The 26,312-nt window shown below is 65.8% G+C and carries 24 protein-coding genes; 14 read left to right on the forward strand and 10 right to left on the reverse strand.

What is annotated here, in order from left to right:
- Positions 1 to 14 precede the first annotated feature (14 nt).
- Together bphC and B4400_RS12875 are read right to left on the reverse strand one after the other, a co-directional pair.
- Positions 15 to 914 carry a biphenyl-2,3-diol 1,2-dioxygenase gene (gene bphC, locus B4400_RS12870; protein ID WP_078311430.1) on the reverse strand — a complete coding sequence of 300 codons (900 nt, stop codon included), beginning with the start codon at positions 912 to 914 and terminating at the stop codon, positions 15 to 17.
- Positions 914 to 2,095 (reverse strand): acyl-CoA dehydrogenase family protein, encoded by a 1,182-nt coding sequence (locus B4400_RS12875; protein WP_078311431.1) that lies wholly within the window; start codon positions 2,093 to 2,095, stop codon positions 914 to 916. The genes bphC and B4400_RS12875 overlap by 1 nt, the downstream gene beginning before the upstream one ends.
- A gap of 131 nt (positions 2,096 to 2,226) precedes the next feature.
- Between B4400_RS12875 and B4400_RS12880 the strand changes: the two genes are divergently transcribed.
- Genes B4400_RS12880 through B4400_RS12895 form a run of 4 tightly spaced genes read left to right on the forward strand, consistent with a single transcriptional unit; the run spans position 2,227 to position 6,316 of the window.
- On the forward strand, positions 2,227 to 3,828 hold the full coding sequence (locus B4400_RS12880) for a flavin-containing monooxygenase (protein ID WP_078311432.1): 1,602 nt from the start codon (positions 2,227 to 2,229) through the stop codon (positions 3,826 to 3,828).
- Entirely contained in the window at positions 3,825 to 4,619 is a 795-nt protein-coding gene (locus B4400_RS12885; protein ID WP_078311433.1) for a mycofactocin-coupled SDR family oxidoreductase, read from the forward strand. Before B4400_RS12880 ends, B4400_RS12885 begins: the two co-directional genes overlap by 4 nt.
- 1 nt (position 4,620) lies before the next feature.
- The gene (locus B4400_RS12890) at positions 4,621 to 5,451 is read left to right on the forward strand and encodes a mycofactocin-coupled SDR family oxidoreductase (protein ID WP_078311434.1); all 831 of its coding nucleotides are present in this window, start codon (positions 4,621 to 4,623) and stop codon (positions 5,449 to 5,451) included.
- Positions 5,452 to 5,476: 25 nt separating this feature from the next.
- Positions 5,477 to 6,316, forward strand: coding sequence for a sulfurtransferase (locus B4400_RS12895; RefSeq protein WP_078311435.1), 840 nt, complete (start codon positions 5,477 to 5,479; stop codon positions 6,314 to 6,316).
- A 4-nt stretch (positions 6,317 to 6,320) separates the two neighbouring features.
- Here the strand turns inward: B4400_RS12895 and B4400_RS12900 are convergent, their stop codons facing one another.
- From B4400_RS12900 to bla, 4 genes are all read right to left on the reverse strand, one after another.
- The gene (locus B4400_RS12900; protein WP_078311436.1) at positions 6,321 to 6,710 is read right to left on the reverse strand and encodes a DUF1304 domain-containing protein; all 390 of its coding nucleotides are present in this window, start codon (positions 6,708 to 6,710) and stop codon (positions 6,321 to 6,323) included.
- Between the two features lie 26 nt (positions 6,711 to 6,736).
- Complete coding sequence (locus tag B4400_RS12905) at positions 6,737 to 7,993, reverse strand: MFS transporter (RefSeq protein WP_502688395.1); 1,257 nt, start codon at positions 7,991 to 7,993, stop codon at positions 6,737 to 6,739.
- Entirely contained in the window at positions 7,986 to 8,624 is a 639-nt protein-coding gene (locus B4400_RS12910; RefSeq protein WP_078311465.1) for a GntR family transcriptional regulator, read from the reverse strand. Before B4400_RS12910 ends, B4400_RS12905 begins: the two co-directional genes overlap by 8 nt.
- Positions 8,625 to 8,783: 159 nt before the next feature.
- Entirely contained in the window at positions 8,784 to 9,692 is a 909-nt protein-coding gene (gene bla, locus B4400_RS12915; RefSeq protein WP_170914990.1) for a subclass B3 metallo-beta-lactamase, read from the reverse strand.
- A 68-nt stretch (positions 9,693 to 9,760) separates the two neighbouring features.
- On the opposite strand from bla, the gene B4400_RS12920 reads away from it, so the two are divergent.
- The 3 genes from B4400_RS12920 (at position 9,761) to B4400_RS12930 (ending at position 12,730) form a co-directional block, all read left to right on the forward strand.
- Positions 9,761 to 10,906, forward strand: coding sequence for an acyl-CoA dehydrogenase family protein (locus B4400_RS12920; RefSeq protein WP_078311438.1), 1,146 nt, complete (start codon positions 9,761 to 9,763; stop codon positions 10,904 to 10,906).
- Between the two features lie 95 nt (positions 10,907 to 11,001).
- Complete coding sequence (gene lipE / locus B4400_RS12925; RefSeq protein WP_078311439.1) at positions 11,002 to 12,252, forward strand: lipase LipE; 1,251 nt, start codon at positions 11,002 to 11,004, stop codon at positions 12,250 to 12,252.
- An 85-nt stretch (positions 12,253 to 12,337) separates the two neighbouring features.
- Positions 12,338 to 12,730: a hemophore-related protein gene (locus tag B4400_RS12930; RefSeq protein ID WP_078311440.1), complete on the forward strand. Its 393-nt coding sequence runs from the start codon at positions 12,338 to 12,340 to the stop codon at positions 12,728 to 12,730.
- A gap of 1 nt (position 12,731) precedes the next feature.
- Here B4400_RS12930 and B4400_RS12935 read toward each other — a convergent pair whose 3' ends face one another.
- From B4400_RS12935 to B4400_RS12945, 3 genes are read right to left on the reverse strand one after another with little or no spacing between them, the layout of a single operon-like run.
- Positions 12,732 to 14,135, reverse strand: a complete 1,404-nt coding sequence (locus tag B4400_RS12935; protein WP_078311441.1) for a mycothione reductase — start codon at positions 14,133 to 14,135, stop codon at positions 12,732 to 12,734.
- A 47-nt stretch (positions 14,136 to 14,182) separates the two neighbouring features.
- Positions 14,183 to 15,325 (reverse strand): ATP-binding protein, encoded by a 1,143-nt coding sequence (locus B4400_RS12940; RefSeq protein WP_078311466.1) that lies wholly within the window; start codon positions 15,323 to 15,325, stop codon positions 14,183 to 14,185.
- Between the two features lie 50 nt (positions 15,326 to 15,375).
- A complete protein-coding gene (locus B4400_RS12945; RefSeq protein ID WP_078311467.1) occupies positions 15,376 to 16,002 on the reverse strand; it encodes a response regulator in 627 nt (208 codons plus the stop codon).
- A gap of 195 nt (positions 16,003 to 16,197) precedes the next feature.
- On the opposite strand from B4400_RS12945, the gene B4400_RS12950 reads away from it, so the two are divergent.
- The gene (locus tag B4400_RS12950) at positions 16,198 to 16,512 is read left to right on the forward strand and encodes a hypothetical protein (RefSeq protein WP_078311442.1); all 315 of its coding nucleotides are present in this window, start codon (positions 16,198 to 16,200) and stop codon (positions 16,510 to 16,512) included.
- Between the two features lie 195 nt (positions 16,513 to 16,707).
- Positions 16,708 to 17,916: a MinD/ParA family ATP-binding protein gene (locus tag B4400_RS12955; RefSeq protein WP_078311443.1), complete on the forward strand. Its 1,209-nt coding sequence runs from the start codon at positions 16,708 to 16,710 to the stop codon at positions 17,914 to 17,916.
- Here B4400_RS12955 and B4400_RS12960 read toward each other — a convergent pair.
- A complete protein-coding gene (locus B4400_RS12960) occupies positions 17,913 to 18,650 on the reverse strand; it encodes an SDR family oxidoreductase (protein ID WP_078311468.1) in 738 nt (245 codons plus the stop codon). The two genes, B4400_RS12955 and B4400_RS12960, sit on opposite strands and share 4 nt — an antisense overlap.
- Before the next feature lie 163 nt (positions 18,651 to 18,813).
- On the opposite strand from B4400_RS12960, the gene B4400_RS12965 reads away from it, so the two are divergent.
- From B4400_RS12965 to B4400_RS12985, 5 genes are all read left to right on the forward strand, one after another.
- On the forward strand, positions 18,814 to 20,238 hold the full coding sequence (locus tag B4400_RS12965) for a carotenoid oxygenase family protein (RefSeq protein ID WP_139361387.1): 1,425 nt from the start codon (positions 18,814 to 18,816) through the stop codon (positions 20,236 to 20,238).
- A 45-nt stretch (positions 20,239 to 20,283) separates the two neighbouring features.
- Positions 20,284 to 24,186 (forward strand): ATP-dependent RNA helicase HrpA, encoded by a 3,903-nt coding sequence (gene hrpA / locus B4400_RS12970; RefSeq protein ID WP_078311445.1) that lies wholly within the window; start codon positions 20,284 to 20,286, stop codon positions 24,184 to 24,186.
- 40 nt (positions 24,187 to 24,226) lie between these two features.
- Positions 24,227 to 25,111, forward strand: coding sequence for a transcriptional regulator CynR (gene cynR / locus B4400_RS12975; protein ID WP_078311446.1), 885 nt, complete (start codon positions 24,227 to 24,229; stop codon positions 25,109 to 25,111).
- Between the two features lie 108 nt (positions 25,112 to 25,219).
- Positions 25,220 to 25,690 carry a cyanase gene (gene cynS, locus B4400_RS12980; RefSeq protein ID WP_078311469.1) on the forward strand — a complete coding sequence of 157 codons (471 nt, stop codon included), beginning with the start codon at positions 25,220 to 25,222 and terminating at the stop codon, positions 25,688 to 25,690.
- Between the two features lie 37 nt (positions 25,691 to 25,727).
- The gene (locus tag B4400_RS12985; RefSeq protein ID WP_078311447.1) at positions 25,728 to 26,225 is read left to right on the forward strand and encodes a nucleoside deaminase; all 498 of its coding nucleotides are present in this window, start codon (positions 25,728 to 25,730) and stop codon (positions 26,223 to 26,225) included.
- Positions 26,226 to 26,312: the final 87 nt, after the last annotated feature.

A 26,312-nucleotide genomic window follows, 5' to 3' on the forward strand; every position in this document is an offset into this window, starting at 1 on the left:
AGGGAAGGTGGGGGCTACATCGCTGCCAGCGGCTCGCTGCCCGACCAGTCGTGGCCCCAATAGCTATCCGCCGTGATTTCCTCGGCGGTGTAATACGTTTCGTCGACCCGCATACCTTCGGTGCCAAACTCGATATCCCAGCCGCCCGGGGCCCGGACGTAGAAGGACAACATCTTGTCGTTGGTGTGCCGCCCCAGGGTGGAGGAGAGCGAGTAGTCGTCCTTGAGCACCCGATCCAGGGCCCGACCCACGGCATCGAGGCTGTCCACCTCGACCATCACGTGCACCAACCCCGGCGCGCCGCCATGCGGTGCCGGGCAGAGCGCCAGGCTGTGGTGACGCTCGTTGATACCCAGGAATCGCACCCGCATCGGGCCGAACTCCTGCGGGGCGGGAATGCGGAACGCTCCCCGCGGCCGGAATCCCAGCACCTCGGTGTAGAAGGTAAAGGCGCCGCCCGGATCCGTCACCGGCAACACCACATGTCCGAGCCCCTGGGCGCCGGTCACGAATCGTGCCCCGAACGGCGTCACCACCGGGCTGTGGTCCAGCACCGGGCCGTGGAACACCTCAACGGTGGTGCCGACGGGGTCGGTGAAGGTCACCACTTCCTCAACCCGGCGGGCGTCGGCTTCCTCGACGGACAGCTGCTTCACCGCCGTGCCGGACGCCTCGACCGCCTGCACGACCTCACGCAACGCGGCGCCATCGCGCACCTCCCAGCCGATCGTGACGACCTGATCGGCCTCACCCGGCACTACCACGATGCGCGCGGCGCGTTCATCCATGCGTAGATACAGCGCGTCGGAATCAGGGCCGCTGCCTTCGGCGAATCCGAGCACTCCCAGGGCGAAATGCCGCCAGCGGGCCATGTCCCGGGTTTGGACCGTGATGTATCCCAAGCTCCTCAGCATCAGATCATCGCCCTCAGCTGGCCCTGCGGCTCGATGCCCAGCGCGCTGAGCGCCGACGCGTGGAACACGGTGCTGGGCACATGAATTGCGTGGGCAAGCCCGGTATGCGCATCACGCCAGTACCGCTGCAGCGGTTTGTCCAGACGCATCGCGTTACCACCGGATCGGGAGAAGATCTGATCGACGGCCATCACGGCGCGCCACGCGGCGCGCACCTGGGTGCGACGGCCGGCGGCCCGGTCTTCGAAGCTCACTTCCTGACCGGAATCGACTATGTCCCAAATCTTGTCGACATTCGCGAGGATCTCCTGGCGGGCTGCGTTGATATCCGCGGCCGCCTCGCCGATCGCGAAAAGCACGTACGGATCGTCCTTGACCGCCGTGCCCTGTGCCCCGACGCGCTCGCGCTGATAGTCCAGGTGCGCGGCCAGCGCGCCCTCGGCGATGCCGATCACCGCCGAGCTGATACCCAGCGGGAACATCGTCGACCAGGGCATCCGGTACAGGGTGTCCGTCATACCGGCGTTGCGCTGCGCAGTGCCGTCGATCACCTCGTCGCCATCCATCACGCGATAGGTCGGCACGAACGCATCCTTGACGATGATGTCCTTGGACCCGGTGCCACGCAGTCCCACCACATTCCAGGAGTCCTCGACGATGCGGTAATCCGTACGCGGCAAGATCATGTGCAGCATCTTCGGCGGCATGACGGGCTTGCCCTCCGCGTCGCCGAGCAGCGCGCCCAAGATGATCCAGTCGCAGTGATCGGTGCCGGAGCTGAACTGCCAGCGTCCGTTGAAGATGTAGCCGCCGTCCGCCGGTGTGGCCACACCCGTCGGCGCGTAGGGCGAGGCCATCCAGATGTCCTGGTCGTCACTCCACATTTCCTCGGCGACTCTGGGGTCGGCAAAGGCGACCTGCCACGGATGCACGCCGACGACACCGCAGATCCAGCCAGACGCGGGATCCAATGCCGCCGTGGCCATGACGGTCTCGGAGAACTCACGGGGGTGTACCTCGTACCCGCCGTACTTCTTGGGCTGGAGCAGCCGGATAGGCCCGGCGGCCCTGAGCATCTTCGCGGTCTCATCGGGTAGCGTGCCCAGCTTCTCCGCCTCCCACGCCTGCTCACGCAGCTGGTCGGCGAGATCGTTGATGCGATCGATTACGCGTTCGGTCATGCGCTTGATAGTGCGCCCGCCACGACCTCCCTATCGGGTGTTTTCCCGATCAGCGGTCCGTTGAATCCGATTGACCGGTCACTGGGATCGGCGCGCCGGAGCACGGTCCGCACGCCCTAGCGTGGCCAATCGTGAAGAACTTCGATGTGGTGGTGGTCGGCGCCGGATTCGCCGGCCTGTACGCCCTGCAGCGTCTGCGATCGCAGGGTCTATCGGTCATCGTCTTCGAGGCAGGCCCGGACGTGGGCGGCACCTGGTTCTTCAATCGGTATCCGGGTGCGCGTTGCGATGTGGAGAGCATCGACTACTCCTATTCGTTTTCCAGTGAACTGCAACAGGATTGGGATTGGGGCGAGAAGTACGCCACCCAAGCGGAGATCCTGCGCTACATCAATCACGTCGCCGACCGATTCGACTTGCGCCGCGATATCCAATGCGGCACCCGCGTCACCTCGGCGATCCTCGACGAGGAACAGGTGCTGTGGTCGGTACGCACCGACCGGGGAGATCAGGTGACCGCGCGGTTCTGCGTGATGGCCACCGGCGCGTTGTCGACCGCGAACATGCCCGATATCCCCGGGCGTGACGCATTTGCCGGCGAGCTGTACCACACCGGACACTGGCCGGCGGCCGCAGTGGACTTCACCGGCAAGCGGGTCGGAGTCATCGGAACAGGGTCATCGGGCATCCAACTGGTGCCGATCGCCGCGCAGACCGCCCAGGAGCTCTTCGTCTTCCAGCGCACCGCCAATTACAGTGTTCCCGCAGGCAATACCGACATCACCCCCGAACGTCGTGCCGAGGTGAAGGCCCACTACGACGAGCGCCGCAGACAGTCCCGGGAAAGTGGCGGCGGCTCTCCGCATCAAGCCCACCCCAAGAAGACCCTGGAAATCAGCGCCGAGGAACGTCGCTCCGCCTTCGAGAGACGCTGGAATCTCGGCGGCGTCCTATTCGGAAAGACCTTCCCCGATCAGACGACAGACATGCGAGCCAACGACGAGGCCAGGAACTTCTTCGAGGAGAAGGTGCGCGCCGTCATCGACGATCCGGCCGTTGCGGACATCCTTATCCCCACGGACCATCCCATCGGCACAAAGCGAATCTGCACAGACACCAACTACTTTCAGACGTACAACCGCGACAACGTGCACATCGTGGATCTCCGTACCAGCCCCATCGAGTCCATCGATATCCACGGAATCAACACCACGGCAGGGCATTACGGCTTGGATATGCTCGTGTTCGCCACCGGGTTCGACGCCATGACCGGCTCTCTGAATCGGATCGGCATCCAGGGCCGCGGCGGACGCCCCCTGGCGGAGGCCTGGCGGGCGGGACCGCGCACCTACCTGGGCCTCGGGGTCGACGGATTCCCCAACCTGTTCATCGTGACCGGGCCGGGCAGCCCTTCGGTGCTCGCCAACATGGTGCTGGGTGCCGAGCAACATGTCGACTGGATCGGTGAGCTACTGAACTACATGACAGAACATGGTTTCTCGACCGTGGAGGCGGAGCCGCAGGCGGTCAGCGGCTGGGTGACCGAGTGCAACGAACGTGCCGCCTCCACCATGTTCCCACAAGCCAATTCGTGGTACCTCGGCGCGAACATCCCCGGAAAGCCACGCGTTTTCATGCCGTTCATCGGCGGCTTCGGAGTGTACGGGGCCATCTGTGCCGATGTTGCCGCCAGCGGGTACAAGGGCTTCGCCCTCAGCGGGGGCAACACATGACACGGCTATCGGGGAGAGTTGCGGTGGTCACCGGCGCCGCAAAGGGTATGGGGCGCAAGCACTGTGAGCGCCTCGCCGAGGAAGGCGCGGAGGTCATCGCGATCGACCTGCCCGGGTCCACCGAGCTCGCCGGCACCGTCAAGGAGGTCGAGTACCGCGGCCGCCGCTGTGTACCCGCCTTCGCCGATGTCCGTGACCCGGAGTCGCTCACCCAGGCCGTTGACGTCGGGGTGGAGGTACTGGGCCGCCTGGACATCATCGTGGCGAACGCCGGGATCTACGAAGACCTGGCCCCGTCATGGGAACTCACCGAGGACGCCTGGCAGCGGTCACTCGACGTGAACCTGACGGGTGTCCTGCACACCATCCAGGCGGGGGTGCGGCACCTGACGGCCGGCGGATCTATCGTGGTCATCAGTTCCACCAACGGACTCAAGGGCACCCCGCACACGGCGCACTACACCGCGAGCAAGCACGCCGTCGTCGGTCTGGCCCGCACGGCGGCCAATGAGCTTGGACCGCTCGGCATCCGGGTCAACACGGTGCACCCGGGGGCGGTCAACACGGGCATGATCCTCAATCCCGACGTCATCGGCCGTTTGCGTCCAGACCTGCAACACCCCACCGAACAGGACGCCGCAGCAGCCCTGGTGGCCCGCACCCTGTTACCGGTGCCGTGGGTGGAGGCGGTGGATATCAGCAATGCGGTGGTCTTCTTGGCCTCCGACGATGCGCGCTACATCACCGGTACACAGCTGGTGGTCGACGCCGGATTGACGCAGAAGGCATAACGTGACTGGACGATTGGCGGGCAAGATTGCCCTCGTAACGGGTGCCGCTCGCGGTATCGGGCGCGCACAGGCGGTGCGCTTCGCTCAGGAGGGCGCCGATGTCATCGCCCTCGACATCTGTGCGCCGGTGCACACCACCGTCACGCCGCCCGCGACGCGCGCGGACCTCGATCAGACGGCCGACCTTGTGGAGTCCCACGGCCGACGGGTCATTCCGGGCGTGGTCGACGTGCGCGACCTCCGGGCCCTAGAAACCTTTGTGACCGATGCGGTTACCTCATTCGGCGGACTGGACGTCGTGTGTGCCACCGCCGGTATCACATCGCGCAGCACCCTCGCCGAGATGACCGAAAGCGCCTGGCAGACAATGCTCGACGTCAACCTGACCGGCGTGTGGCACACCACCCGCGCCGCGATCCCCCACCTGATCACCCGTGGCGGCGGCTCGATGGTGCTGGTGAGCTCGATCGCCGGATTGCGCGGCCTCATTGGGGTTTCGCATTACGTCGCGGCCAAGCACGGAGTGGTGGGGCTCATGCGTTCACTCGCATCGGAGTTGGCGCCGCACAAGATTCGCGTCAACACCGTCCATCCCACCAACGTAGATACCCCGATGATCCAGAACGAACACGTGCGACGGATGTTCCGGCCCGATCTTGACGAGCCCACCCGGGCTGACTTCGAGGTGGCGGCCAAGACCATGAACATGCTCGATGTGCCATGGGTGGAGCCGCTCGATATCGCCAACGCGTCGCTGTTCCTGGCCTCCGATGAGGCGCGCTACATCACCTCGGTGAGCCTGCCGGTGGATGCGGGCAGCACACAGCGATAACCCTCATCGGCGGTACCGTTTCGGTATGGACGTGCTGATCTCGGCGACCGAACTCGCTGGCCGCCTCTCCGAAGTCCGGTTATTCGACGTCCGTTGGACCGTCATGGCTCCCGACGGGCACCCGGCCTATCTGGAAGGCCACCTCCCCGGCGCGGTATTCGTCGATCTCGACGCCGACCTCGCCGACCACTCGGCGACGGGTCGCGGCCGTCATCCACTACCGACGCCCGAGGCCTTTCAGGCCAGTGCACGCCGCTGGGGCCTCAACGACGGTGACGCCGTGGTCGTCTACGACGACTGGAACGGGCAGGCGGCCTCACGGGCCTGGTGGCTGCTGCGCGCCGCCGGAATTGCCGACGTCCGGATTCTCGATGGCGGCTGGGCGGCCTGGCAGCGCTTCGGCGGGCCCGTCGAGACGGGCGAGGTTGTCCCCGAGCCCGGCAAGGTCACCATCGCTTCGCTAGACGGTCTGGCCGCCGTCGATGTCGACGAGGTTGCGATTCAATCGAAGTGGGGGGATATCCAAATTCTGGACGCCCGCGCTGCCGCTCGCTACCGCGGGGACGAGGAACCACTCGATCCGCGAGCCGGGCACATCCCCCGCGCCATCTCAGCCCCTACTGCCGAGAACCTCAATGCCGACGGCACCTTCCGATCGGCCGCCGAACTGCGTGAACGCTTCGGCGAGCTCGGCGTCGAACACAGCCCCGCCGTCACCGTGTACTGCGGGTCGGGTGTCACCGCGACACATCAGATCGCCGCGCTGACCATCGCGGGATACGACGCCGCCCTCTATCCGGGATCGTGGTCGGAGTGGTCGAGTGACCCGCAGCGCCCTGTCGCGACCGGACCCGATCCGTTCTAGACGATCAGAGCGTCAATCCCACGGCCAGAGCAATGATCCCGAGAAGCGGGGGCACCAGCTGCTTCAACGCGGCCGACGCTTTGTCCGGTGACGAGATCAACAGCACCAGACCGGCCGCGACCATCGACCCCGCGCCCGTGAAGACCAGCGTCGCGCCCACCGGTGTGCAGCCACGTGCCCACAGCACCGTCCCCACCGCGATGGCGATGGCAAGAAACAGGTTGTAGAAACCCTGGTTGAAGGCAAGCGGTTTGGTGATCTCGGCTTCCTCCGCGGTGCGGACACCGAACACCTTCCGAGTCTTCTCAGTGGTCCACGTGATCGATTCCAGATAGAAGATGTAGACGTGGATGAGCGCCGCGATTCCCGTCAATACCAACCCTGCGATGATCATGCTGCGAGAGCCTATCCGTCCTTCCGCTAACGCAGTGCCGACTCAAGCGTTCCCTCAGCCTGCGCCGCCTCGACGCTCGGCTGCTCGCAGATATCGGTACGCGAGTTCATCCCCACGACCGCCGCGCAGACCGTCGCCAGTACTGCTCCGCCGCCGAGCAGCACCGGATGCGTCAGCACCGGCAGCGCGCCGCTGAGCACCGTCAGCATCATCGGCACCCCGAAGCCCAGATAGGTCAGCCCGTAGAAGACGGCGGTAAGCCCGGCCAGGTCCGTCGGCCCGGCAATCCGGTTAACCTCCTGCAGCCCACTGACCAGCGCTGTTCCGTACCCCGCGCCCAGCACCAGCGCGGCGGTCAGGACCAGCGGGACAGTGAGCCGGTAAGCGGCGAAGGCGGCCAGGGTCATTCCCGAAGCGATCAGCGCCAACCCGATGATGCCGAGCTGCGCGGTGCCTGCCCGATCGAGTCTGGGCGCCACCATCTGCGCGGCGAAACCACAGCCCAAGCAGACCAGGCAGCACAGCGCGGAGAATGCGATGCGCTCGCCAGGAAGCGTCGGTGCGATCAGGGTCGGCAGCACCGCGTACGCCACCGCAGCCGATCCGAACACCCACGGCGCCAATGGCATCACGACGAAAAGGAAGCGCCGGCGGCGCGCGGCGGGAATTTTGAGGTCGTCGATCAGCCGTCCCGGTGCACGCTGGGAGGCCGATTCCGGCACCGAGAGTGCCAGCACCGCACCGGGAATCGTGATCGCGATGTTGACCAGAAATGCCAGGTGCTGCGGCCAGGGCCCCCACTGCGCCAATGCTCCGGCCACGGCCGCACCCAGTGCGAATCCCGCGGTCAGACTCATCGCCCCGCGCCGCGCACCGGCGCCGGCACGATCAAACGGGGGAGCCGACAGTTCCTTGACCCATGAGCTGCCCGCGGCCATGGCCAGGCCCAGCGCGATGCCGGACAACACACGCCCCGTGAAGAGCAGCGCGAAATGCTGTGAGCCCAGCGCGAGCACCAGAGACCCCGCCATCGACATGAACGGCGCGGGCAGCATCACCGCGCGTCGGCCATAGCGATCTGAGAGAGGTCCGCCCAGGAAGAGCGCCGGGATGATGCCCAGCACATAGGCGAAGAGCAGTGTGTCGACAGAAGCCGCGGACTGCCCGGCCTGCCGGTACATCACCAGCAGAGGGGTGAATTCATTACCACCCCAAGCAATTCCGAACATCGCGAGGGCCACCCGGTGCCAAGGAGCCAGCCGCGGCAACAGCCGGCTAGTCACGCTCGGTCACTACTTTCATGTGCTCGACCAGCTCGACGCTGAAGAGTGCGGCGTCGCCCGCCGCGAGCGCGTCCACCAGCGCGCGGTGCCCGGCAACTGACCGCGCGACCCGCACCGGGTCTACCCCGATGGCGGCGGCCGCCATGCGGCGCTGGCGCTCGCGAAGGCTGTCGTAGAAGTTCTCCAGCAGCGGGTTGCCCAGCTTGGCAACGATCGCGCGGTGGAAGTCCACATCGGCCGCGGCGAAACCCGCGGCGTCGCCCTGCGCGGCACGCCCCAATTGCACGTCGATGAGTGCGGACAGGTCAGACAGGAGGGCCTGCGAGGCGCCCCGTTCGGCAATGCGCGCTGCCGCCGCACTCTCCACCACGCGGCGCGCGTCGACGACATGCCGCCGTTCCTCGGGGGTGATGGGCACCACCAGGGCCCCGCGCTTGGGATAGAGCCGCAACCAGCCTTCGGTCTCGAGCCGCAGGAAAGCCTCGCGCACCGGGGTGCGGCTGCATCCCATCCGCGCCGAGATCTCCCCTTCGCTCAGCAGCTCGCCTCCGGGTATATCGCCGCTGAGAATGCGCTCCTTCACACAGCGATATGCCTCTTCACTTGCGGAGATGGCTGCCGTTCGAATAATAGACACAACATGTATCTAAGATGATCCCGGTAGCTATCGCAAACCGAAAAGAGCACTTCGCGGGGTGTTCAGCGTCACGTTGAAGCCGCGTGCGCGGCCGTCGTCACCGGACGCGGAATGCTCGCTGTGGCGGGCGCGGGCTGTATCCGGCCGGCCGGCCTAGCGGCCGGCCTGCTCCTGGGCGATCCGCGCGTCCAGCTTCGCGTCGAACTTGTCGGCAAGCGTCCCGCACGCTGTCGGGTCAATCATCGGGTTGGGGTCGCGTTGCACGGCGAGCCTGTTCAGCTTCGTGATGTCATCGGCTTGTTCGGGGTGCACGGAGAACAGGATGTCGCAAGGCAGCGTGCGCACCGTCTGGATGCTCTGCCGGAACCGGGATACGTGACCGGGCACAAAGCGGTAGTTGCCGGTGGCGACGGCATTGAGGCTATCGGCGTAGACCATGTCCAGGCACCGGCCGCCCTCGCACGATTTCCACGTCCAGCTGACACCGCCGGGTGTGTGGCCCGGCGTGAAATGAGCTGTCACCGATACATTTCCGAGCTTCAGCACCTCCCCGTCGGCGATCTCCCGAACTCGTTCCACTGCGGGGAAAGAGGCGTTCGCGGTATCGGAGGCCTGCGGATCATCGGGAGACACGTGCCCGGCGCGCAGTGACTGAGCGCCGACGGGGCTCGATACCGCCGTGGCGCCGCTGTCATGGACCACCGCTGCGATACCGCCCGCATGGTCGATGTGGGTGTGAGAAGACAGCACGTACTTCACGTCGTCCACGGCGAACCCCAGCGTGCGGATGTTGTCCTCCACCTGGGGTGCCGACTGCGGCATACCCACATCCAGAAGGATCAGACCGGCGTCGGTCCGAATCAGCACCGAACTGATGCCCTCCGTCCCGACGTAATAGGTGTCACCGTGGACGCGAATGGGTGCGCGCGGCTGCGTCCAGACCGGATCTCCCGCCGCCGGAGCAGTCAGCGAGTTGCCGTGTTCGTGCTGTTCGGGCGGCTCCGGAGCGGCGGTACATCCCGCGACGAGGACGGTGAGAGCGGCGACGGCGAGCAGCTTCATGGTCTCCATCCCTACCACCCCGCAGCACACCCGAGCACGCGGATTTAGACGCGTGCTTCGATAACACCATGCAACGCACTATCTACACCGAGGACCACGACGCGTTCCGGGAGTCCGTAAAGGCATTCGTGCAGCGCTACGTCGAGCCGCGCGCCGAGAGCTTCATCGAGCAGCGCTACATCGACCGCGAACTGTGGTTAGAGGCGGGCAAGCAGGGCTACCTGGGGCTCGACGTCCCCGAGGAGTTCGGGGGCAGCAGCGCCGGGGACTACCGCTACAACGCGGTGCTGCAAGAGGAGCTGTCCCGCTCCAGCGCCGCACTGGCCTCGTCGATGTCCATCCATTTCGACATCGTCGCCCCGTACCTGGTCGAGCTGACCACCGACGAGCAGAAGCAGCGGTGGCTGCCCAAGTTCTGTAGCGGCGAGATGATCACCGCCATCGGTATGACCGAACCGTCGGGTGGCTCCGATCTGGCTGCCCTCAAGACCACCGCGGTCAAAGACGGCGACGACTGGGTCATCAACGGCTCCAAGACGTTCATCACCAACGGCGCCCGCGCCGACCTCGTCGTCGTCGCCGCGCGCACGGCACCCGAGCTGAAGGCCAAGGGCATCACCTTGTTCGCCGTCGAAGAGGGCATGCCCGGCTTTGAGCGCGGACGCAAGCTGGACAAGGTGGGCCAGCCCGAGGCCGATACCGCCGAACTGTTCTTCACCGATGTCCGGGTGCCCGCCGAAAACGTGATCGGTGAGGTGAACCAGGGATTCATCTCGATGATGCAGCGCCTGCCCCAGGAGCGGATGGGCTGTGCGGTCGCCAACATCGCCCACGCGGCCGGCGTGCTGGAGGAGACGATCGAGTACGCCAAGGAGCGCAAGGCGTTCGGTCAGCAGATCGGCAGCCTGCAGTACAACAAGTTCCTCATCGCCGAGCTCGTCACCAAACTCGAAGCAGCACAGGTGTACGTCGATCAAGGTGTGCTGTCGCACAGCAAGGGCGAGCTCTCGGCAATAGATGCCGCAAAGGCCAAGTGGTGGTCCTCGCAGGTGCAGAACGAGGTCATCGACGCCTGCGTACAGCTGCACGGCGGCTACGGCTACATGAAGGAGTATCGGGTCGCGCGGGCCTGGATGGACGCCCGTGTCACCAAGATCTGGGCAGGCTCCAACGAGATCATGAAGGAGCTCATCGGGCGCGACCTGGGCTTCTGATCCGACCCCGCCCGGGCCGCTAACGTCGAATGGGAATCTGACGAGGCGTTTGGCCGGAATTTCCTCGTGAGATTCCCACTCGGCGAAAGGGCACTATGACTGACGACGGACGCATACGAGTTCCGGCAGACCTGGACTCGGTGACGAACACCGGCAGCGGTGATCAGGCCGAGGACCACTCCGGCATCGATCCGGCCGCCGTCGAACGAATCTGGCAGGCGGCCCGGTACTGGTACCAGGCCGGTATGCACCCGGCGATTCAGGTGTGTCTGCGGCACCAGGGAAAGGTGATCCTCAACCGTGCCATCGGACACGGTTGGGGCAACGCTCCCACCGATCCGGCCGACGCCGAGAAGATCCCCGTCACCACCGACACACCGTTCTGCGTGTACTCGGCCGCCAAAGCCATCTCCACAACGGTGGTCCACCTACTGGTCGAGCGCGGAGCGCTATCGCTCGATGATCGTGTCTGCGACTACTTGCCCACCTTCACCAGCCGGGGCAAGGATCGCATCACCCTCCGTCACGTGATGACGCACAGCGCGGGCATTCCGGTGCCCACCGGTCCGCGGCCGGACATCACCCGGATGGATGACAGCGAGTACACCCGCGAACAGCTCGGCCAGCTGCGCCCGCTCTACCGTCCCGGCCTGGTGCACATGTACCACGCGCTGACCTGGGGACCGTTGGTACGCGAGATCGTTCTGGGCGCCACCGGCAAGAGCATCCGCGACATACTTGCCACGGAAATCCTTGACCCCCTTGGGTTCCGGTGGACCAACTATGGTGTCGCGCCGGAGGACGTGCCGCTGGTGGCTCCGAGTCATCCCACCGGCAAGCCGCTGCCCGCGCCCATGCGCGCGGCCTTCCGGGCGGTCGTCGGTGGCACCATGCACGAGATCATCCCGATGTCGAACCAGCCGTTCTTCCTCACCGGCGTGGTGCCGTCGTCCAACACCGTATCCACCGCGAACGAGCTGTCCCGCTTCGCTGAGATGCTTTGCCGCGGAGGGGAACTCGATGGGGTACGGATCCTGTCTCCCGAGACCATCCGCGCCGCAGCGGCACCTGCCCGGCGGCTGCGCCCCGATATGGCGACCGGCGGCATGCCGATGCGCTGGGGTACCGGGTACATGTTGGGCTCCAAACGATTCGGCCCATTCGGGCGCAACTCTCCGGCCGCGTTCGGGCACACCGGGTTGGTAGACATCGCCGTGTGGGCGGATCCCGCACGCGCCCTGTCCGTCGGCGTGGTCAGCAGCGGCAAGCCCGGTAACCACAAGGAAGCCAAGCGCTACCCCGCACTGCTGGATCTCATCGCCGCGGAGATCCCGCTCGTCAGTTGACCCCCTGGCGGTTAAGCGTACTGTGTAAACAAGGGCCGGGAACAGGGTCGGGGATCGTTGAACGACTATCCCAAAGAGAGATGCCATGAAGCTCCCCCACGTACGTATACGCCAGATAGCCCTCACCAGCGCGGTCAGCGTCTTCGCAGGACTCGCCGCCGCCGTGACGGCTCCCACCGCATTCGCGGCGCCGGACTGCAGCCAAGAGAGACTGTCCGACACCGTCGGCACCACCACGTCGGCGACGCGCAGCTACCTCGACAGCCACCCGGGCGCACGCGCGGTGTTCGATGCCGCTCCCAACCAGTCCCGGCCCGAGGCGGCCGCCAGTATCCGCACGTACTTCACCGCTCATCCCACGGAGTACCACGAGCTACGCGGCATACTGGCCCCGATCGGCAACGCCCAGCGCGAATGCAACGTCACCGTGCTACCGGCGGGCCTGGCCTCCGCCTACGACGAGTTCATGGCTGGCTGAGCTACAGCTCCAGGCCAAGCAACGCGTTCTCGATCAGCTCGGGTAGTGCCGGGTGTATCCAGTACTGCCCCCGCGCCATCTCGCGCACCGGAATCGAGAAGCTCATCGCGGTGATCAGCGACTGGATCAGCGCCGATGCTTGATAGCCGACGATGTGCGCGCCGACCAGCAGGCCCGTCGCGCGATCCGCGACCAGCTTGCATAGGCCCTCGGTGTCCTCCATCGCCCATCCGTACGCGATGTCCCCGTACGTCTGAACCTTCACCGCCACATCGATCCCGCGCTGCCGCGCCTCGTCCTCCGACAACCCCACCGAGGCCACCTGGGGGCGGCTGAACACCGCACCTGGCACGAACCGGTGATCGCTGGCCGTGGTCGGCGAGTCCCACCCAGACAGCAGATTCGCCTGCACTACCCGGGCCTCGTGATTGGCCACATGCTTGAGCAGATAGTGCGAACTCACATCCCCCAAGGCGTAGATGCCGCGCACCGGCGTGCGCTGGTACTGATCGACCGGAACGCGGCCCTTGTCGTCGAGCGCCAATCCCGCTGCCGCCACGTCCAACTGGTCGCCGTTGGGGGTACGCCCGGTCGCGACCAGCAGCACGTCGCCCGCCACCGTCGATCCGTCGGTGAGGTCCACGTCGATACCGCCACCGCCGGTTTCACGGGCGGCTAGCACCTCAGTGTTCAGCCGCACATCCCACCGGCCCGACACCACATCGGTAAAACGCTGCGAAATCGTCTCATCCTGGGCCCGCAGCAGCCTCGGACCGCGCGCGACCACCGTCACCGCCGACCCCAGGCCGCTGAATACATGTGCGAACTCAGCAGCGATAAAGCCGCTGCCGACAATCACCACCCGATCGGGCAGTTCGGGCAGACGCATGATGTCGTCGTTGGTGTGGAAGTCCACGCCACTCCCGGCGATCACGGCCGGGATAACCGGACGCGATCCCGCGGCGATCACCACCTGCCGGGTCTCCAGGACCGTGCCATCGGCCAGTTGGAGCCGGTGAACCAGATCGCCCTCGGCATCGGGCACCGGGGCGATGAATCGCGCCTCCTGCTGAAAGACGGTGATGTTCGGGCAGTCCTCGACGCGGTAGCGCAGCCCACCCGCCGCGATCGGGTCTATCCGGCCGAAGACACGCTCGCGGATATCGGCCCAGCGGGTCCCGCTCACCGAGCTGTCCACACCGAGCCGGGCACCGCCGCGCGCCTCATCGGCCAGGTCCGCGGGATAGACGAACATCTTGGTGGGTATGCATCCGACATTCAGGCAGGTGCCGCCGTAGGCGCCCCCGTACACACCGCGATCGACGATCGCGATCTCCTGGTCCGCGAAACGGTCGTCGGGCAAGGAGTTTCCACTGCCGGAACCGATGATGACGAGGTCGTACACCTGTTCTCCATCTCTTGAGGGCCCGCTCTCGGCGCCGAGCGTCCCCCTTACGCTGCCATATCGACGGGCACCGTGACGGACACCCTGGTGCCCGCACCCGGCGCCGACACGATCTCGACGTTGCCGCCGGTAGCCGCGATCGGAACCGTCAGCGAGGCCAGCCCGATATGCCCGTTGGCGACCGACGAGGCGAGTCCGCGCGGATCGAAGCCCCTGCCGTCGTCCGCGACCACAAGCGTCAGAAGATTCCCGTCCCGAGTCAGCTCGACGTGAATGTTCTTGGCACGGCCGTGTTTTACGGCGTTGGTCAACAGCTCCTTGGCCGCCCGGTACACCAACGGCTGCACCGGAAGACTGCCCACTTCCTGCAGTTCGGTGCTGACCTCGGCGGTGCCCCGCGCCGCGTACTGCCGCCCGAGCTCCTGGATCGCCGCCGTCAGTCCCAGCTCGGCGAGCACCTGCGGATGCAGCGAGGACACCGCCCCGCGAAGCTCCGCCGCCGTCTCCCGCAGGGAGGAATGGACCGCACGCAGTATCGGATCCGGTTGGCGTTCAAGTACTTCTTCGATCTCCAGGCGTGCCGCCAGTAGGTTCTGCAACGGCCCGTCGTGCAGTTGTTCGGCGACCTCGCGGTTGTGCCGCTCATCGGCACGCATCGCTTCCAGGACCAGCTGCTCGCGGGTGTGTAACAGCTGCCCCACGTGTTCGGAGCGCCGTTTGAGGACGAAGCACATTCCCGCGGTAGCAGCGGCCAACCACAGCAATGTGGCTACCGTGACGTACTCGTCGCCGGGAATGCTGTCGATGTTGCCGCTCCTGGTGTAGAACACCAGAACACCCAAATACCCTGCAGCGGTGACTGTTCCGAGGATGGCCGTCACGGCGGGCCGCTCTTGAAAGGCCACCGAAACGGGTAACAGAAAGAACACCGGAAGCAATTCCGACGTGCCGTAACCGGAGGCCACGCACAGCGCCACCACGGCGGCGATGTCGATCGCCGTGGCCGCCGGAGCCACCCACAGCGGGACGTGTCCGCGAACCGCGATCACCACCCAGGCGATCGCCGACACCGTGTACACCGCGAGCACCGCGTAATACACCCCGACGTGCCACATCTCGATGTTCGGGTTCGACCCCAGCAGCACGATCAGCACGATCAGCGGCAGCCGCAGCCAGGCCGAAACCCGCATGGGTTCGGCGGTGAAGTAATCGGCTATCCGGTCCAGTCCGATCACCACGGCTACTCAAGCAATCCGCGCCGCATGGCCTCGGCCACCGCGGCAGCACGGTCGCCGACACCCAACTTCTCGTACAACCGCTGCACGTGGGTTTTCACGGTGGACGGGGCCAAGAACAACTGCTTGGCGATGGTGGGCACGGTGAGTCCGGCGGCGATCATCCGCAACACCTCACGTTCACGGGCGCTCAGCGACGGACCCGCCGGCTGTGCGCGTTTGCGGATCTCACCGGCCAGGCCGGCCGTCAGGCTCGCGGTCACCACGTCGCGGCCCCGCGCACAGTCGAGCACCGCGCTGACCAGTTCTGCGCGAGTGGACTCCTTCGACAGAAAGCCCGCGGCGCCTTCCTCCAGCGCGTGATAGACGATCGCCGCATCGTCATGTGCGGAGAGCAAGAGCACCCGGGTGGGCAGTTCATCGCGGCGCACGGCGGCCGCCACCTGTGTTCCGTCCAGCTCCGGCATGCGGTAGTCGACCAGCGCGACATCGGGCAGGTGCTCCCTGATCAGCGCGAGCACGCCGGCGCCGTCCTCGGCCTCCGCCACCACCTCTATCTGGCCACTACCGGTCAGCGCCCGCACCACACCCTCGCGAAAGAGGGGGTGGTCATCGCCGACCACCACCCGCACGAGCCCGGCGCTCACCTGCACAAACGCAAGCTTGGCACGCCAAATCCACGCGTGTCCCCCAATTGGTGGACATCAAGATCCTCCCCCGCATCAGGCGATCGCCCGACAGACATTCCGGCCGTCACGCCGCATCGTTGAAGTATCACCAAGCAACCCGGTGATCCAACTCAAAGACCAACTGGCACAGGAGAAATCATGAAGAAGTACATCATCACCGGAACCGCCGCCGCCGCTCTCGCGCTCGCGCCCCTCGGCTTCGCCCTGGGCACCGCGTCCGCCCAGACCGACAGCTCAAACGCCCAGCAGACCGTCAGCGAGCTTCAGGCACAGGGATACAACGTGATTGTCAGCAAGACCGGTTCCAAGGCCCTCACTCAGTGCACCGCCAGCAGCGTGCGCCCCGGACAGACCACCACTCGGTCCGATTACGGCCTGCCGAGCAACAAGCGTCCGGGCGTCTTCACCACCACCACGACCACCAAGACCATGTACGTGGATGTGACCTGCTGATTTAGCGCCGATACCGACTGCATACCAACCTCGTCCCATTTGATGCCGATTCAGACACGGGTGGGTAACGGCCCTCGCCATCCACACAGCCGCCATAAGAGACTGCGAATGCGACGGGTCTCATGCTGCCCGCGATGCAGAACGAAACTGTCGGAGCGCTGGGGCCAAACGGCTTCTGGTGGAGGAGGAGATTCCGTGAGTGCGCCCAACGATTCCCCGGCGGACGGCTCCGAGGAGGAGATCCTCGACCGGACCGGACCCATCATCCCCATCAAGCTCGGTGCACACGCCAAACGACAGCGCGCGGAGGCTGCGGCACAGCAGCCCGAATTGCGGCCTCTGCCGCCGCCCGTGCAACTGCCACCCCGCGGCCCGCTGTCCATCGTGGACGCCGTGCCGCCTCACGATCCGCGCGTCGATCTCCCCCCGGCGATCGGCGACGCATTGGGCGCCCAGCTCCGCTCGGAAATGCTGCCCCCGCCACGGCGGCCCGCATCGGTGGGTTGGCGTAAGTGGGTGTACCGCGGAAGCTTTGGCGTCATCAATCCCGGCGAGTCCCGCGAGGAGGCCGAACTTCGCGAGCTCACCGCCGTGGTGCGCACCCCCTGGCGAGGCATCCACTCCCTGGCGGTTCTGGGCGGCAACGGCGGCGTCGGCAAGACGATGATGACCGCCGCCCTCGGTTCTGTGCTGTCCGAGCTGCGCCGCAAGGACATGGTGCTGGCCACCGATGCCGATCCGGGCCAGTCGGCCAACCTGGCGTCGTGGATCGACCCGTCCGCTTCGTCCACCTTCACCGATGTGCTGGCACAAAACGAGCCCGAGCGCAACTTCGATCTGCGCTTCTTCGTCGGTCAGAACTCCGAGACCGGGCTGGATGTGCTTGCCGCCAACGGACATTCGGTGCGCCCCCGGGGAGAACTCAACTCCGAGGTCTACACCCAGGTGCACGATCGGCTGCAACGGCTCTACAGCCTGCTCATCACCGATACCGGCGTGGACTTCTGGCATCCGGTCATGCCGGGCGTGCTGCGGTGCGCCAATGGTGTGGTGCTCGTGGCGGCGGCCACGCCGGTCGGCGCCGAGGGTGCGGTCCGGGCGATTGAGTGGCTTATCTCCGAGGGCTACGAGTACCTGATCCCCCGCATGGTGGTGGTGATCAACCATGTCCGTGGCTACGACAGTCGCGAAGATCGCAGGAACTCCGAGCGTCTGGTGGCGGCCATGGTCGCCCGGTTCCACCGCTGGATCTCGCCGAACCACATTGTCGCCGTTCCGTATGACCCGCACATCGCGACCGCGGGCCCGCTGGACATCCAGCAGCTGCAGCCGGAGACCTGGCATGGGCTGCTGACGGCCGCGGCGTCGGTCTCCGCCGGCCTGGCAAGTGCCTGGAGCGTCTAACGCAGCGAATAGCCGCCGTCGGTATACAGCGTTGAGCCGGTAGTGCCGGTGTTCAGCAGCAGGTAGACGGCGGCCTGGGCGACTTCGTCCTCCGTGACGGCCCGGCCCACCGTGGATGTTGCCGCGATATGTTCAAACGCCTGACGGCGCACCTCGGGCGCGCGCTGGTTCCATAGGTGCCCGTCCACGGTGCCCGGCGAGAGCGCATTGACCCGGATCGGGGCCAGCTCCTGGGCTAACCCCCGGGCCAGGCCCTCGATGGCCGCGTTGGCCGCGACATATGCCGGTGCGTTTCCGGCGGGACGAACACTGGCCGCCCCCGACATCAACACCACCGAGGCATCCTCGGCAAGCTTCGGCACAGCCGTCTTGACCACCCGGTACTGTCCCCAAAACTTCGACTCGAACGGTGTCGCGGCCGCCTCGATGGACAGCTCGGAGATCGAACCGGTGACGTAGGTCGCGGCGGTAGTGAACAACCCGTGCGCTCTGTCGATATCCGTGAAGAACTCGTCGATGCTCGCCTGCTCCGACGTGTCGACCAGATGCCAGCGCGCTCGTGGCCCGAGCTCGCGAGCCGCGGCGGCGAGGGTCGCGGCGGTGCGCCCGCCCAAGACGACCTCGCCGCCCGCCGCAGTCACCAACCCGGCCACACGGCGCCCGATGCCGGTTCCCCCACCGATCAGGACCACGGTGCGTTCGGCGAACGCCGTCTCAGACAAGAAGCCGGTCACCGGTGCGAAGTTACCCGGCGGCACATATCGGATCCCGCCTTCAGCGCCACCGGATTTGAATCACTATTGACTTCTGCTCCCCCGGGTAGCAACAATCAGCAATATCTGCGAACAACTGTGAGCAGATATGCATGGCCCCGTTTCTCAGCCCGAGGAGCTCACGATGACCCTTGCCAACAGCCGTGTGGCCGACGCCCTCACGATGTACCTGCCAGCGCAGGAAACGCCCGGCGAGATGGCGCTACCACTGATCGGCTCGGTGCCGCACGAGCTCCGGGGCACCCTCTATCGCAATGGCCCGGCCGATTGGGACCACGGCGGTTTCCGCGCCGACCACCCGTTCGACGGTGACGGACTGATCGTGAAGTTCACGATCACCGACGGTGCGGTCCGCTTTCGCTCACGCTTCGTCGATACACCGAAACGGCGCAAGGAGGCGCGCGGCCGGGGTGCGGATATCCGCGGTGTGTACACGCAAGGAAAACACCTGTGGGACAACGTGGGACGACAGCCGGCCGATGCCGCGAACACTCATGCCGTCGTCCACGCCGACCGACTGCTGGCGCTCAGCGACGCCGGCCGGCCCTGGGCGATCGACCCGGGCGACCTGAGCACGATCGGGCCCTGCACATTCGAGGGACGGCTGCCGCGATTCTCCCGGTTCTCACCGCATCCGCGCATCGATCCGGACACCGGCGAGCTGTTCAACTTCGGGCTGGATGTATCGCCCTCGCTGACGGGCCCCGCCCTCGCATGCCTCCGGTGTTTCCGGATTGACGCGAACGGGACACTGACACAGATCGCCAAGGTTCCCACCGGCCACATCTACATTCAGCACGACTTTGCCATCACCCCAACATATTTGGTGTTCGCACTGGCACCCATCACCGTCGACCCCGTGCGCGCCGCATTCGCGGGCCTGGGCTTCGCAGCCCTGGGTGACAGCGCGGACTACCGGCCCGAACAAGGCATGAGGATCGTTTTGGTCCCGCGTGACGGGGGCCCGCCCCGCACCGTTGAATGTGACCCTCTGGTCTACGTCCACGTCGACAATGCCTACGAGGACCGTGGCGACGTCGTGCTGGATATCGTGCGCCACCAGGATTTCGACTTCCTCACCGCCGGACTGAAGCAATTCCGCACCCAGGTGCCCACACTGGGCTGGCCGACACGACTGCGCATCACCCCGGCGGGAACTGTGCACATCACCGATTACCCCACCGCCCCAGCCGAGTTCCCTACCCACGATGAACGGCGCACCGGGCACGAGCACCGCTATACCTATCTGTCCGCGCAGACCCGGGCCGACGAGAACGCGATCGTCAAGCTCGATCGCGCGAACGACACCCAACGTCACCACACGTTCGCGCCCGGCCTCGTCGCGGGCGAGCCTCTCTTCGTCCCACGGTCGCACTCCTCCGGTGAAGACGAAGGCTGGATACTCGCCGTCGTCTACAACAGCGGTGAGCACCGGACAGAGCTACATATTCTCGACGCTCACGCCATCGAAGACCCCGCCCTCGCCATCGCGATCCTGCCGGGCCACCACTTTCCCGGATTCCACGGCAGTTTCACCGACAGAATCTAGAGGCGACCAGCGGGACCCTTCCTCACGCGCCCTATCCTTGTCCGAGTGTCCGAATTGTCCCGTCCCGCGTTGCGCGCGCGCCTCGACGGACTGACCATTCGCGACGCGTCTCGCCTCGGGCGCCGTCTGAAGAATCAGCGTGACGCCCACCCGGACGCCTTGGCGAAACTCGCCGAACAGTTCGTGGCCGCAGAGGCCCTGGTCGCCACCCGGACCGCCGCGATCCCCGTCATCACGTACCCGGACCTGCCCGTAAGTGCGCATCGAGAAGAACTCGCCCGCGCGATCTCCACGCATCAGGTTGTCGTCGTCGCCGGCGCGACCGGGTCGGGGAAGACCACGCAGCTTCCCAAGATCTGCCTGGAGCTGGGCCGAGGAATCCGCGGCACCATCGGCCACACCCAGCCGCGCCGGCTGGCGGCGCGCACCGTCGCCGAGCGCATCGCCGAGGAGCTGGGGACCCCGCTCGGTGAGACTGTGGGCTACACCGTCAGATTCACCGATCACGCCAGCGATCGCACCCTCGTCAAGCTGATGACCGACGGCATCCTGCTCGCAGAGATCCAGCGCGACCGGCGACTGCTCCGTTACGACACACTCATCCTCGATGAGGCACACGAGCGCAGCCTCAACATTGATTTCCTGCTCGGCTATCTGCGCGAACTGCTGCCAAGTCGGCCTGACCTTAAGGTCATCGTCACCTCGGCAACCATTGAGCCCCAGCGCTTTTCGGCACATTTTGGAGGCGCACCCATCGTCGAAGTCTCCGGACGGACCTACCCTGTCGAGATTCGGTACCGGCCACTGGAAGTCCCCGTACCCGGCGACTCCCGTGCCAAGGCTGACGACGAACCCGATGACCCCGACCACGAGATCGTCCGCACCGAGATACGCGACCAGACCGAGGCCATCGCCGACGCCGTCCGTGAGCTGGAGAGCGAGCCTCCCGGGGACGTGCTGGTGTTCCTGTCCGGCGAGCGTGAGATCCGCGACACCGCCGAGACCCTGCGCGGCGCCTTTCGCAACACTGAGGTACTTCCGCTGTACGCGCGGCTGCCAACAGCCGAGCAACACAAGGTCTTTCAGCCTCACACCGGTCGGCGCGTGGTACTGGCCACCAATGTCGCCGAAACCTCGCTGACCGTTCCCGGCATCCGGTATGTCATCGACCCCGGCACCGCACGCATCTCCCGCTACAGCCGGCGCACCAAGGTGCAGCGCCTACCCATCGAACCCATCTCGCAGGCGTCGGCCGCGCAACGGTCCGGCCGGTCCGGACGGACCGCGCCCGGCGTGTGCATCCGGCTGTACTCCGAGCAGGATTTTGAGGCTCGGCCCCGCTACACCGATCCGGAGATCCTGCGGACCAACCTTGCCGCCGTCATTCTGCAGATGGCAGCCCTACAGCTCGGCGACATCGAGAACTTCCCCTTCCTGGATCCGCCCGACAAACGCAGCATCCGCGACGGTGTGCAACTGCTGCAAGAACTGGGCGCCTTCGACACCGAGGACACCATCACCGAACTGGGCCGCCGGCTCGCGCGCCTACCCCTCGATCCCCGTATCGGGCGGATGATTCTGCAAGCCGATGCCGAAGGCTGCGTCGAGGAGATCCTAGTGCTCGCGGCGGCCCTGTCGATTCCCGATCCGCGTGAACGTCCGGCCGACCGCGAGGACACCGCACGGCAAAAACATGCGCGGTTCTCCGACGACCATTCCGACTTCAGCGCCTACCTGAACCTCTGGCGGTACATCCAGGATCAACGAAGCCAGCTCTCCGGCAGCGCGTTTCGGCGTATGTGCCGAGATGAGTTTCTGCATTACCTGCGGATCCGGGAATGGCAGGATTTGGTGGGCCAGTTGCGCAGCATCGCGCGCGACCTCGGCATTCGCGAGTCGGGGGAGCAAGCCGACCCGGCTCTTGTCCACGCTGCGCTGATCGCCGGCCTGTTGTCGCACATCGGTTTACGCGAGGGCGACACCCGCGACTACTCCGGCGCACGTAACACCAAGTTCGTGTTGGCTCCTGGTTCGGTGCTCACCAAGAAGCCTCCACGGTGGGTGGTCGTCGCCGACCTGGTCGAGACCAGCCGATTGTTCGGCCGCGTCGCGGCACGCATCGAGCCGCAATCGGTCGAGCGAATCGCCGGGGATCTGGTGCAACGCGCGTACAGCGAGCCGCACTGGGACGCCGAGCGCGGCTCGGTGATGGCCTTCGAGCGGGTCACGTTGTACGGGCTGCCCCTGGTGCCCCGCCGCCGCGTGGGTTACGCACAGGTCGATCCGGAGCTGGCCCGCGAATTGTTCATCAGGCACGCCCTCGTGGAGGGCGACTGGCAGAGCAAGCACCATTTCCTACGAGACAACGCGCGCTTGCTGGAAGAGCTGTCCGAGCTCGAAGACAAGGCCCGGCGCCGCGACCTGCTGGTGGGCGATGACGAGATCTTCGCGCTCTACGCTGCCCGTATTCCCACGGATGCGGTGTCCGCCAGGCACTTTGACGCCTGGTGGCGCAAGCAACGACACAAGACGCCGGATCTGCTGACCTTCACCCGCAACGATCTGCTGCGCGGCGAGGACGCGGCCACCGACATGCCCGACACCTGGCGAGCGGGCGACGTGGCGCTGCCGGTCAGCTATCGATTCGAACCGGGTGCGGCCGACGACGGTGTGTCCGTGCACATCCCGGTGGAAGTTCTTGCCCGCCTTGGCGGTGATGAATTTGCCTGGCATGTACCGGCTTTGCGCGAAGAGCTGATCACCGCCCTTATCCGCTCGCTGCCCAAGGACCTGCGCCGCAACTTCGTCCCCGCACCCGACACCGCCCGCGCGGTGCTCGAAAGCCTCGAACCCGGTGCCGAACCGCTGGTATACGCATTGGGGCGCGAGCTGCATCGGCTTACCGGCATTCGCGTACCCACCGATGCGTTCGACCTGGACAAAGTGCCCCCGCACCTCCGGGTGACGTTCATCGTCGAGTCCGCCGACGGCTCCGAGGTAGCACGCGACAAGAATCTCGAAGCATTGCAACAGCAGCTCGCGGGTTCCACCCGCCAGGCCGTGGCGGCCGTAGTGGCGGGCGAATGGGAACGCCGCGGCCTACGCGGCTGGCCCGAGGATCTGGCCGAATTACCCCGCACGGTGGAACAAGTCAGCGGCGCACACACCGTGCGCGGATACCCGGCCCTGGTGGATACGGGAACCGCTGTGGACATCCACGTGTTCGCCACCGCCTCCGAGCAGCGGGCAGCCATGGCCGTGGGCACCCGACGCCTGCTGCGGCTCTCCATTCCGTCACCTATGAAAACCGTTGAAAGAGGCCTAGACCCGCGATCCAAGCTGATGCTCTCCTCAAATCCGGATGGCTCGCTGGCGGCACTGCTCGATGATTGCGCCGACGCAGCAGTCGATCTGCTGGCCCCCGCACCGGTATGGACCCGGGCGGAGTTCAGCGCACTTCGAGACCGCGCCGCCCAGAATCTGGCGGCGACCACGCTCGATATCGTGCGCCGTGCCGAGAAGGTGGTCGCGGCCTGGAGCGAGGTACAGGTGGCGCTGCCCACCAACGCGCCTGCGGTGCAAGCCGATGCGATCGCCGACATGCGCGACCAACTTGCCAGGCTGCTCGAGGGCGGGTTCGTCGCGGCCACCGGCGCGGCGCGCCTGACAGACCTGGCACGCTACGTCACCGCGATCGGGAATCGACTAGAGCGCCTACCGCAGGGCGTGGAAGCCGACCGGGAGCGCATGCAACGCGTGCATGCCGTCGAAGACACCTACGACGACCTACTGCGCGATCTGCCAGCCGGGCGCGCGGACGATCCCGACGTCAGGGACATCGCGTGGTTCATCGAAGAGCTGCGCGTGAGCCTCTGGGCCCAGCAGCTCGGCACCGCACGTGCGGTCAGCGAGCAACGAATTCTCAAGGCCATCAACGCCGCTCGGTGAGCGTCCGCGACGCTTCGAATGGCGACTTATAGTGACTTCGATGGAGCTGCGTCATATCCGGTACCTGCTCGCTGTTGCCGATCATGCGAATTTCACCCGTGCGGCCGAGGCGCTGCACATCTCCCAGCCGACTCTGTCGCAGCAGATCAAGCAACTCGAGCGCACACTCGGGGTGGTGCTGCTCGATCGGTCGGGCCGCACGGTTCGGCTGACGGACGCGGGTGAGGCGTACGCGCAGCACGCGCGGCTCGCGCTGCGAGATCTCGACGCGGGCGAACGCGCGGTCCACGACGTGCAGGACCTGTCGCGCGGACACCTGCGGATCGCCATGACACCGACCTTCACCACGTACTTCATCGGTCCGCTGGTACACAGGTTCCGCACCGCACACCCCGGCATCACACTTACTGTGCGAGAGACCACCCAGGAACGTATCGAGGCCGACCTGCTGGCCGATCGGCTCGACCTCGGGATCGCCTTCGCGGGGCCCCATCCCGCGGGGATCGATCACGTCGCGCTGTTCACCGAGACGCTGCGACTGGTGGTCGGCTCGGATCACCGACTAGCGGCAAAACCTGAATCGCTGCCGGTGGGCCGGCTCGCTCACGAAGCACTGGGGCTCCTCAGCGCGGATTTCGCGACACGGCAGGACATCGACACCTACTTCGCGGGCCTCGGGGTCGCGCCCCACGTCGCGGTCGAGGCCAATTCGATTAGCGCGCTACTGGAATTCGTCAGGCGTGGGTCGCTGGCCACCGTGCTTCCCGATGCGATCGCGCGCGAACACTCGGACCTGCATCTGGTGTCACTGGACCCGCCGTTGCCCACCCGAACCGTCGAGCTGTTGCGACGCAACACCGCCTATCACTCCGCCGCGGCGCGCGCGTTCACTGAGTGCGTCCACGCGGCAGCCCAACAGCACTGACCCCCAACAACTATTCGTATTGTCGATAGTTGCCATTGAATACAAGTATTGGACTCTATAGCGCCAGGTGACGCAGGCTGGAGTTACCAACGGAGAGGAATGACGCACATGGTGCACGCACAATTCGATCCCACCAGTCGCGAAGAACTGGCCATCGCCGCAGTCGAGGCCAAGACTGCCAAGGATCTCACCTGGCAGCAGATCGCCGACACCGCCGGATACTCGCCGGCCTTCGTCACCGCCGCCGTGCTGGGTCAGCATCCACTACCGAAACAGGCCGCCGATGCGGTCGCCGACCTCCTCGGCCTCGACGACGGGGCGGCCGCACTGTTACAGACCATCCCCACCCGCGGCTCCATCCCCGGTGGAATTCCGACCGATCCGACGATCTATCGCTTTTACGAGATGCTCCAGGTGTATGGCACCACACTGAAGGCGCTGGTCCACGAACAGTTCGGGGACGGCATCATCAGCGCCATCAACTTCAGACTCGACGTGCAGAAGGTTCCCGACCCCGAGGGCGGACACCGTGCGGTGATCACCCTGGACGGCAAGTATCTGCCCACCGTTCCGTTCTGACCGAATCCCCCATCGCCAAGCACGCCTAAGGATCCTCATGGACTTCGCGCAACGAACCATCGACCTCGCACTCCGTAATGTCGAGGAGGGTGGCCGGCCCTTCGCCACCGTCATCGTGAGAGACGGTGCCGTCCTGGCCGAGAGTCCGAACAAGGTCGCCCATACCAACGATCCGACCGCACATGCCGAGATCCTGGCCATCCGGAACGCATGCACCACGCTGGGCACCGAACACCTGACCGGGGCCACCATCTACATCCTGGCCCTGCCGTGCCCCATGTGCCTGGGGGCGCTCTACTACTGTTCGCCCGACGAGGTCATCTTCCTGACCACCCGGGACGCCTATGAACCGCACTATGTTGACGATCGAAAGTACTTCGAGCTCAACACCTTCTACTCTGAGTTCGCCAAGCCCTGGGATCAGCGGCGGCTACCCATGCGTCATGAATCCCGCGCTGATGCCGTGGACGTCTACCGCCTATGGCACGAACGCAACGGCGGCAACCGGAGCGTAGCCGGAGCGCTCACTGCGTGAGGGTTACTCAATACACAAGGGCCAGAGACCTTTAGAAGTCTCTGGCCCTTATGTAAGTCTCTGGCCCTTATGTATTGAAGCGCTAGT

Source organism: Mycobacterium sp. D16Q13 (assembly GCF_002013375.1).
Lineage (GTDB): Bacteria > Actinomycetota > Actinomycetes > Mycobacteriales > Mycobacteriaceae > Mycobacterium.

Excerpts from the sequence above, each read along its gene's own strand:
- bla (WP_170914990.1), bottom strand. The coding sequence starts at position 9,692 with ATGAAGCTGCTCGCCGTCGCCGCTCTCACCGTCCTCGTCGCGGGATGT.
- B4400_RS12950 (WP_078311442.1), top strand. The coding sequence starts at position 16,198 with ATGAAGAAGTACATCATCACCGGAACCGCCGCCGCCGCTCTCGCGCTC.
- bphC (WP_078311430.1), bottom strand. The coding sequence starts at position 914 with ATGCTGAGGAGCTTGGGATACATCACGGTCCAAACCCGGGACATGGCC.
- B4400_RS12895 (WP_078311435.1), top strand. The coding sequence starts at position 5,477 with ATGGACGTGCTGATCTCGGCGACCGAACTCGCTGGCCGCCTCTCCGAA.
- B4400_RS12885 (WP_078311433.1), top strand. The coding sequence starts at position 3,825 with ATGACACGGCTATCGGGGAGAGTTGCGGTGGTCACCGGCGCCGCAAAG.
- B4400_RS12875 (WP_078311431.1), bottom strand. The coding sequence starts at position 2,095 with ATGACCGAACGCGTAATCGATCGCATCAACGATCTCGCCGACCAGCTG.
- B4400_RS12930 (WP_078311440.1), top strand. The coding sequence starts at position 12,338 with ATGAAGCTCCCCCACGTACGTATACGCCAGATAGCCCTCACCAGCGCG.
- cynR (WP_078311446.1), top strand. The coding sequence starts at position 24,227 with ATGGAGCTGCGTCATATCCGGTACCTGCTCGCTGTTGCCGATCATGCG.
- cynS (WP_078311469.1), top strand. The coding sequence starts at position 25,220 with ATGGTGCACGCACAATTCGATCCCACCAGTCGCGAAGAACTGGCCATC.
- B4400_RS12985 (WP_078311447.1), top strand. The coding sequence starts at position 25,728 with ATGGACTTCGCGCAACGAACCATCGACCTCGCACTCCGTAATGTCGAG.
- B4400_RS12900 (WP_078311436.1), bottom strand. The coding sequence starts at position 6,710 with ATGATCATCGCAGGGTTGGTATTGACGGGAATCGCGGCGCTCATCCAC.
- B4400_RS12940 (WP_078311466.1), bottom strand. The coding sequence starts at position 15,325 with ATGCGGGTTTCGGCCTGGCTGCGGCTGCCGCTGATCGTGCTGATCGTG.
- B4400_RS12920 (WP_078311438.1), top strand. The coding sequence starts at position 9,761 with ATGCAACGCACTATCTACACCGAGGACCACGACGCGTTCCGGGAGTCC.
- lipE (WP_078311439.1), top strand. The coding sequence starts at position 11,002 with ATGACTGACGACGGACGCATACGAGTTCCGGCAGACCTGGACTCGGTG.
- B4400_RS12965 (WP_139361387.1), top strand. The coding sequence starts at position 18,814 with ATGACCCTTGCCAACAGCCGTGTGGCCGACGCCCTCACGATGTACCTG.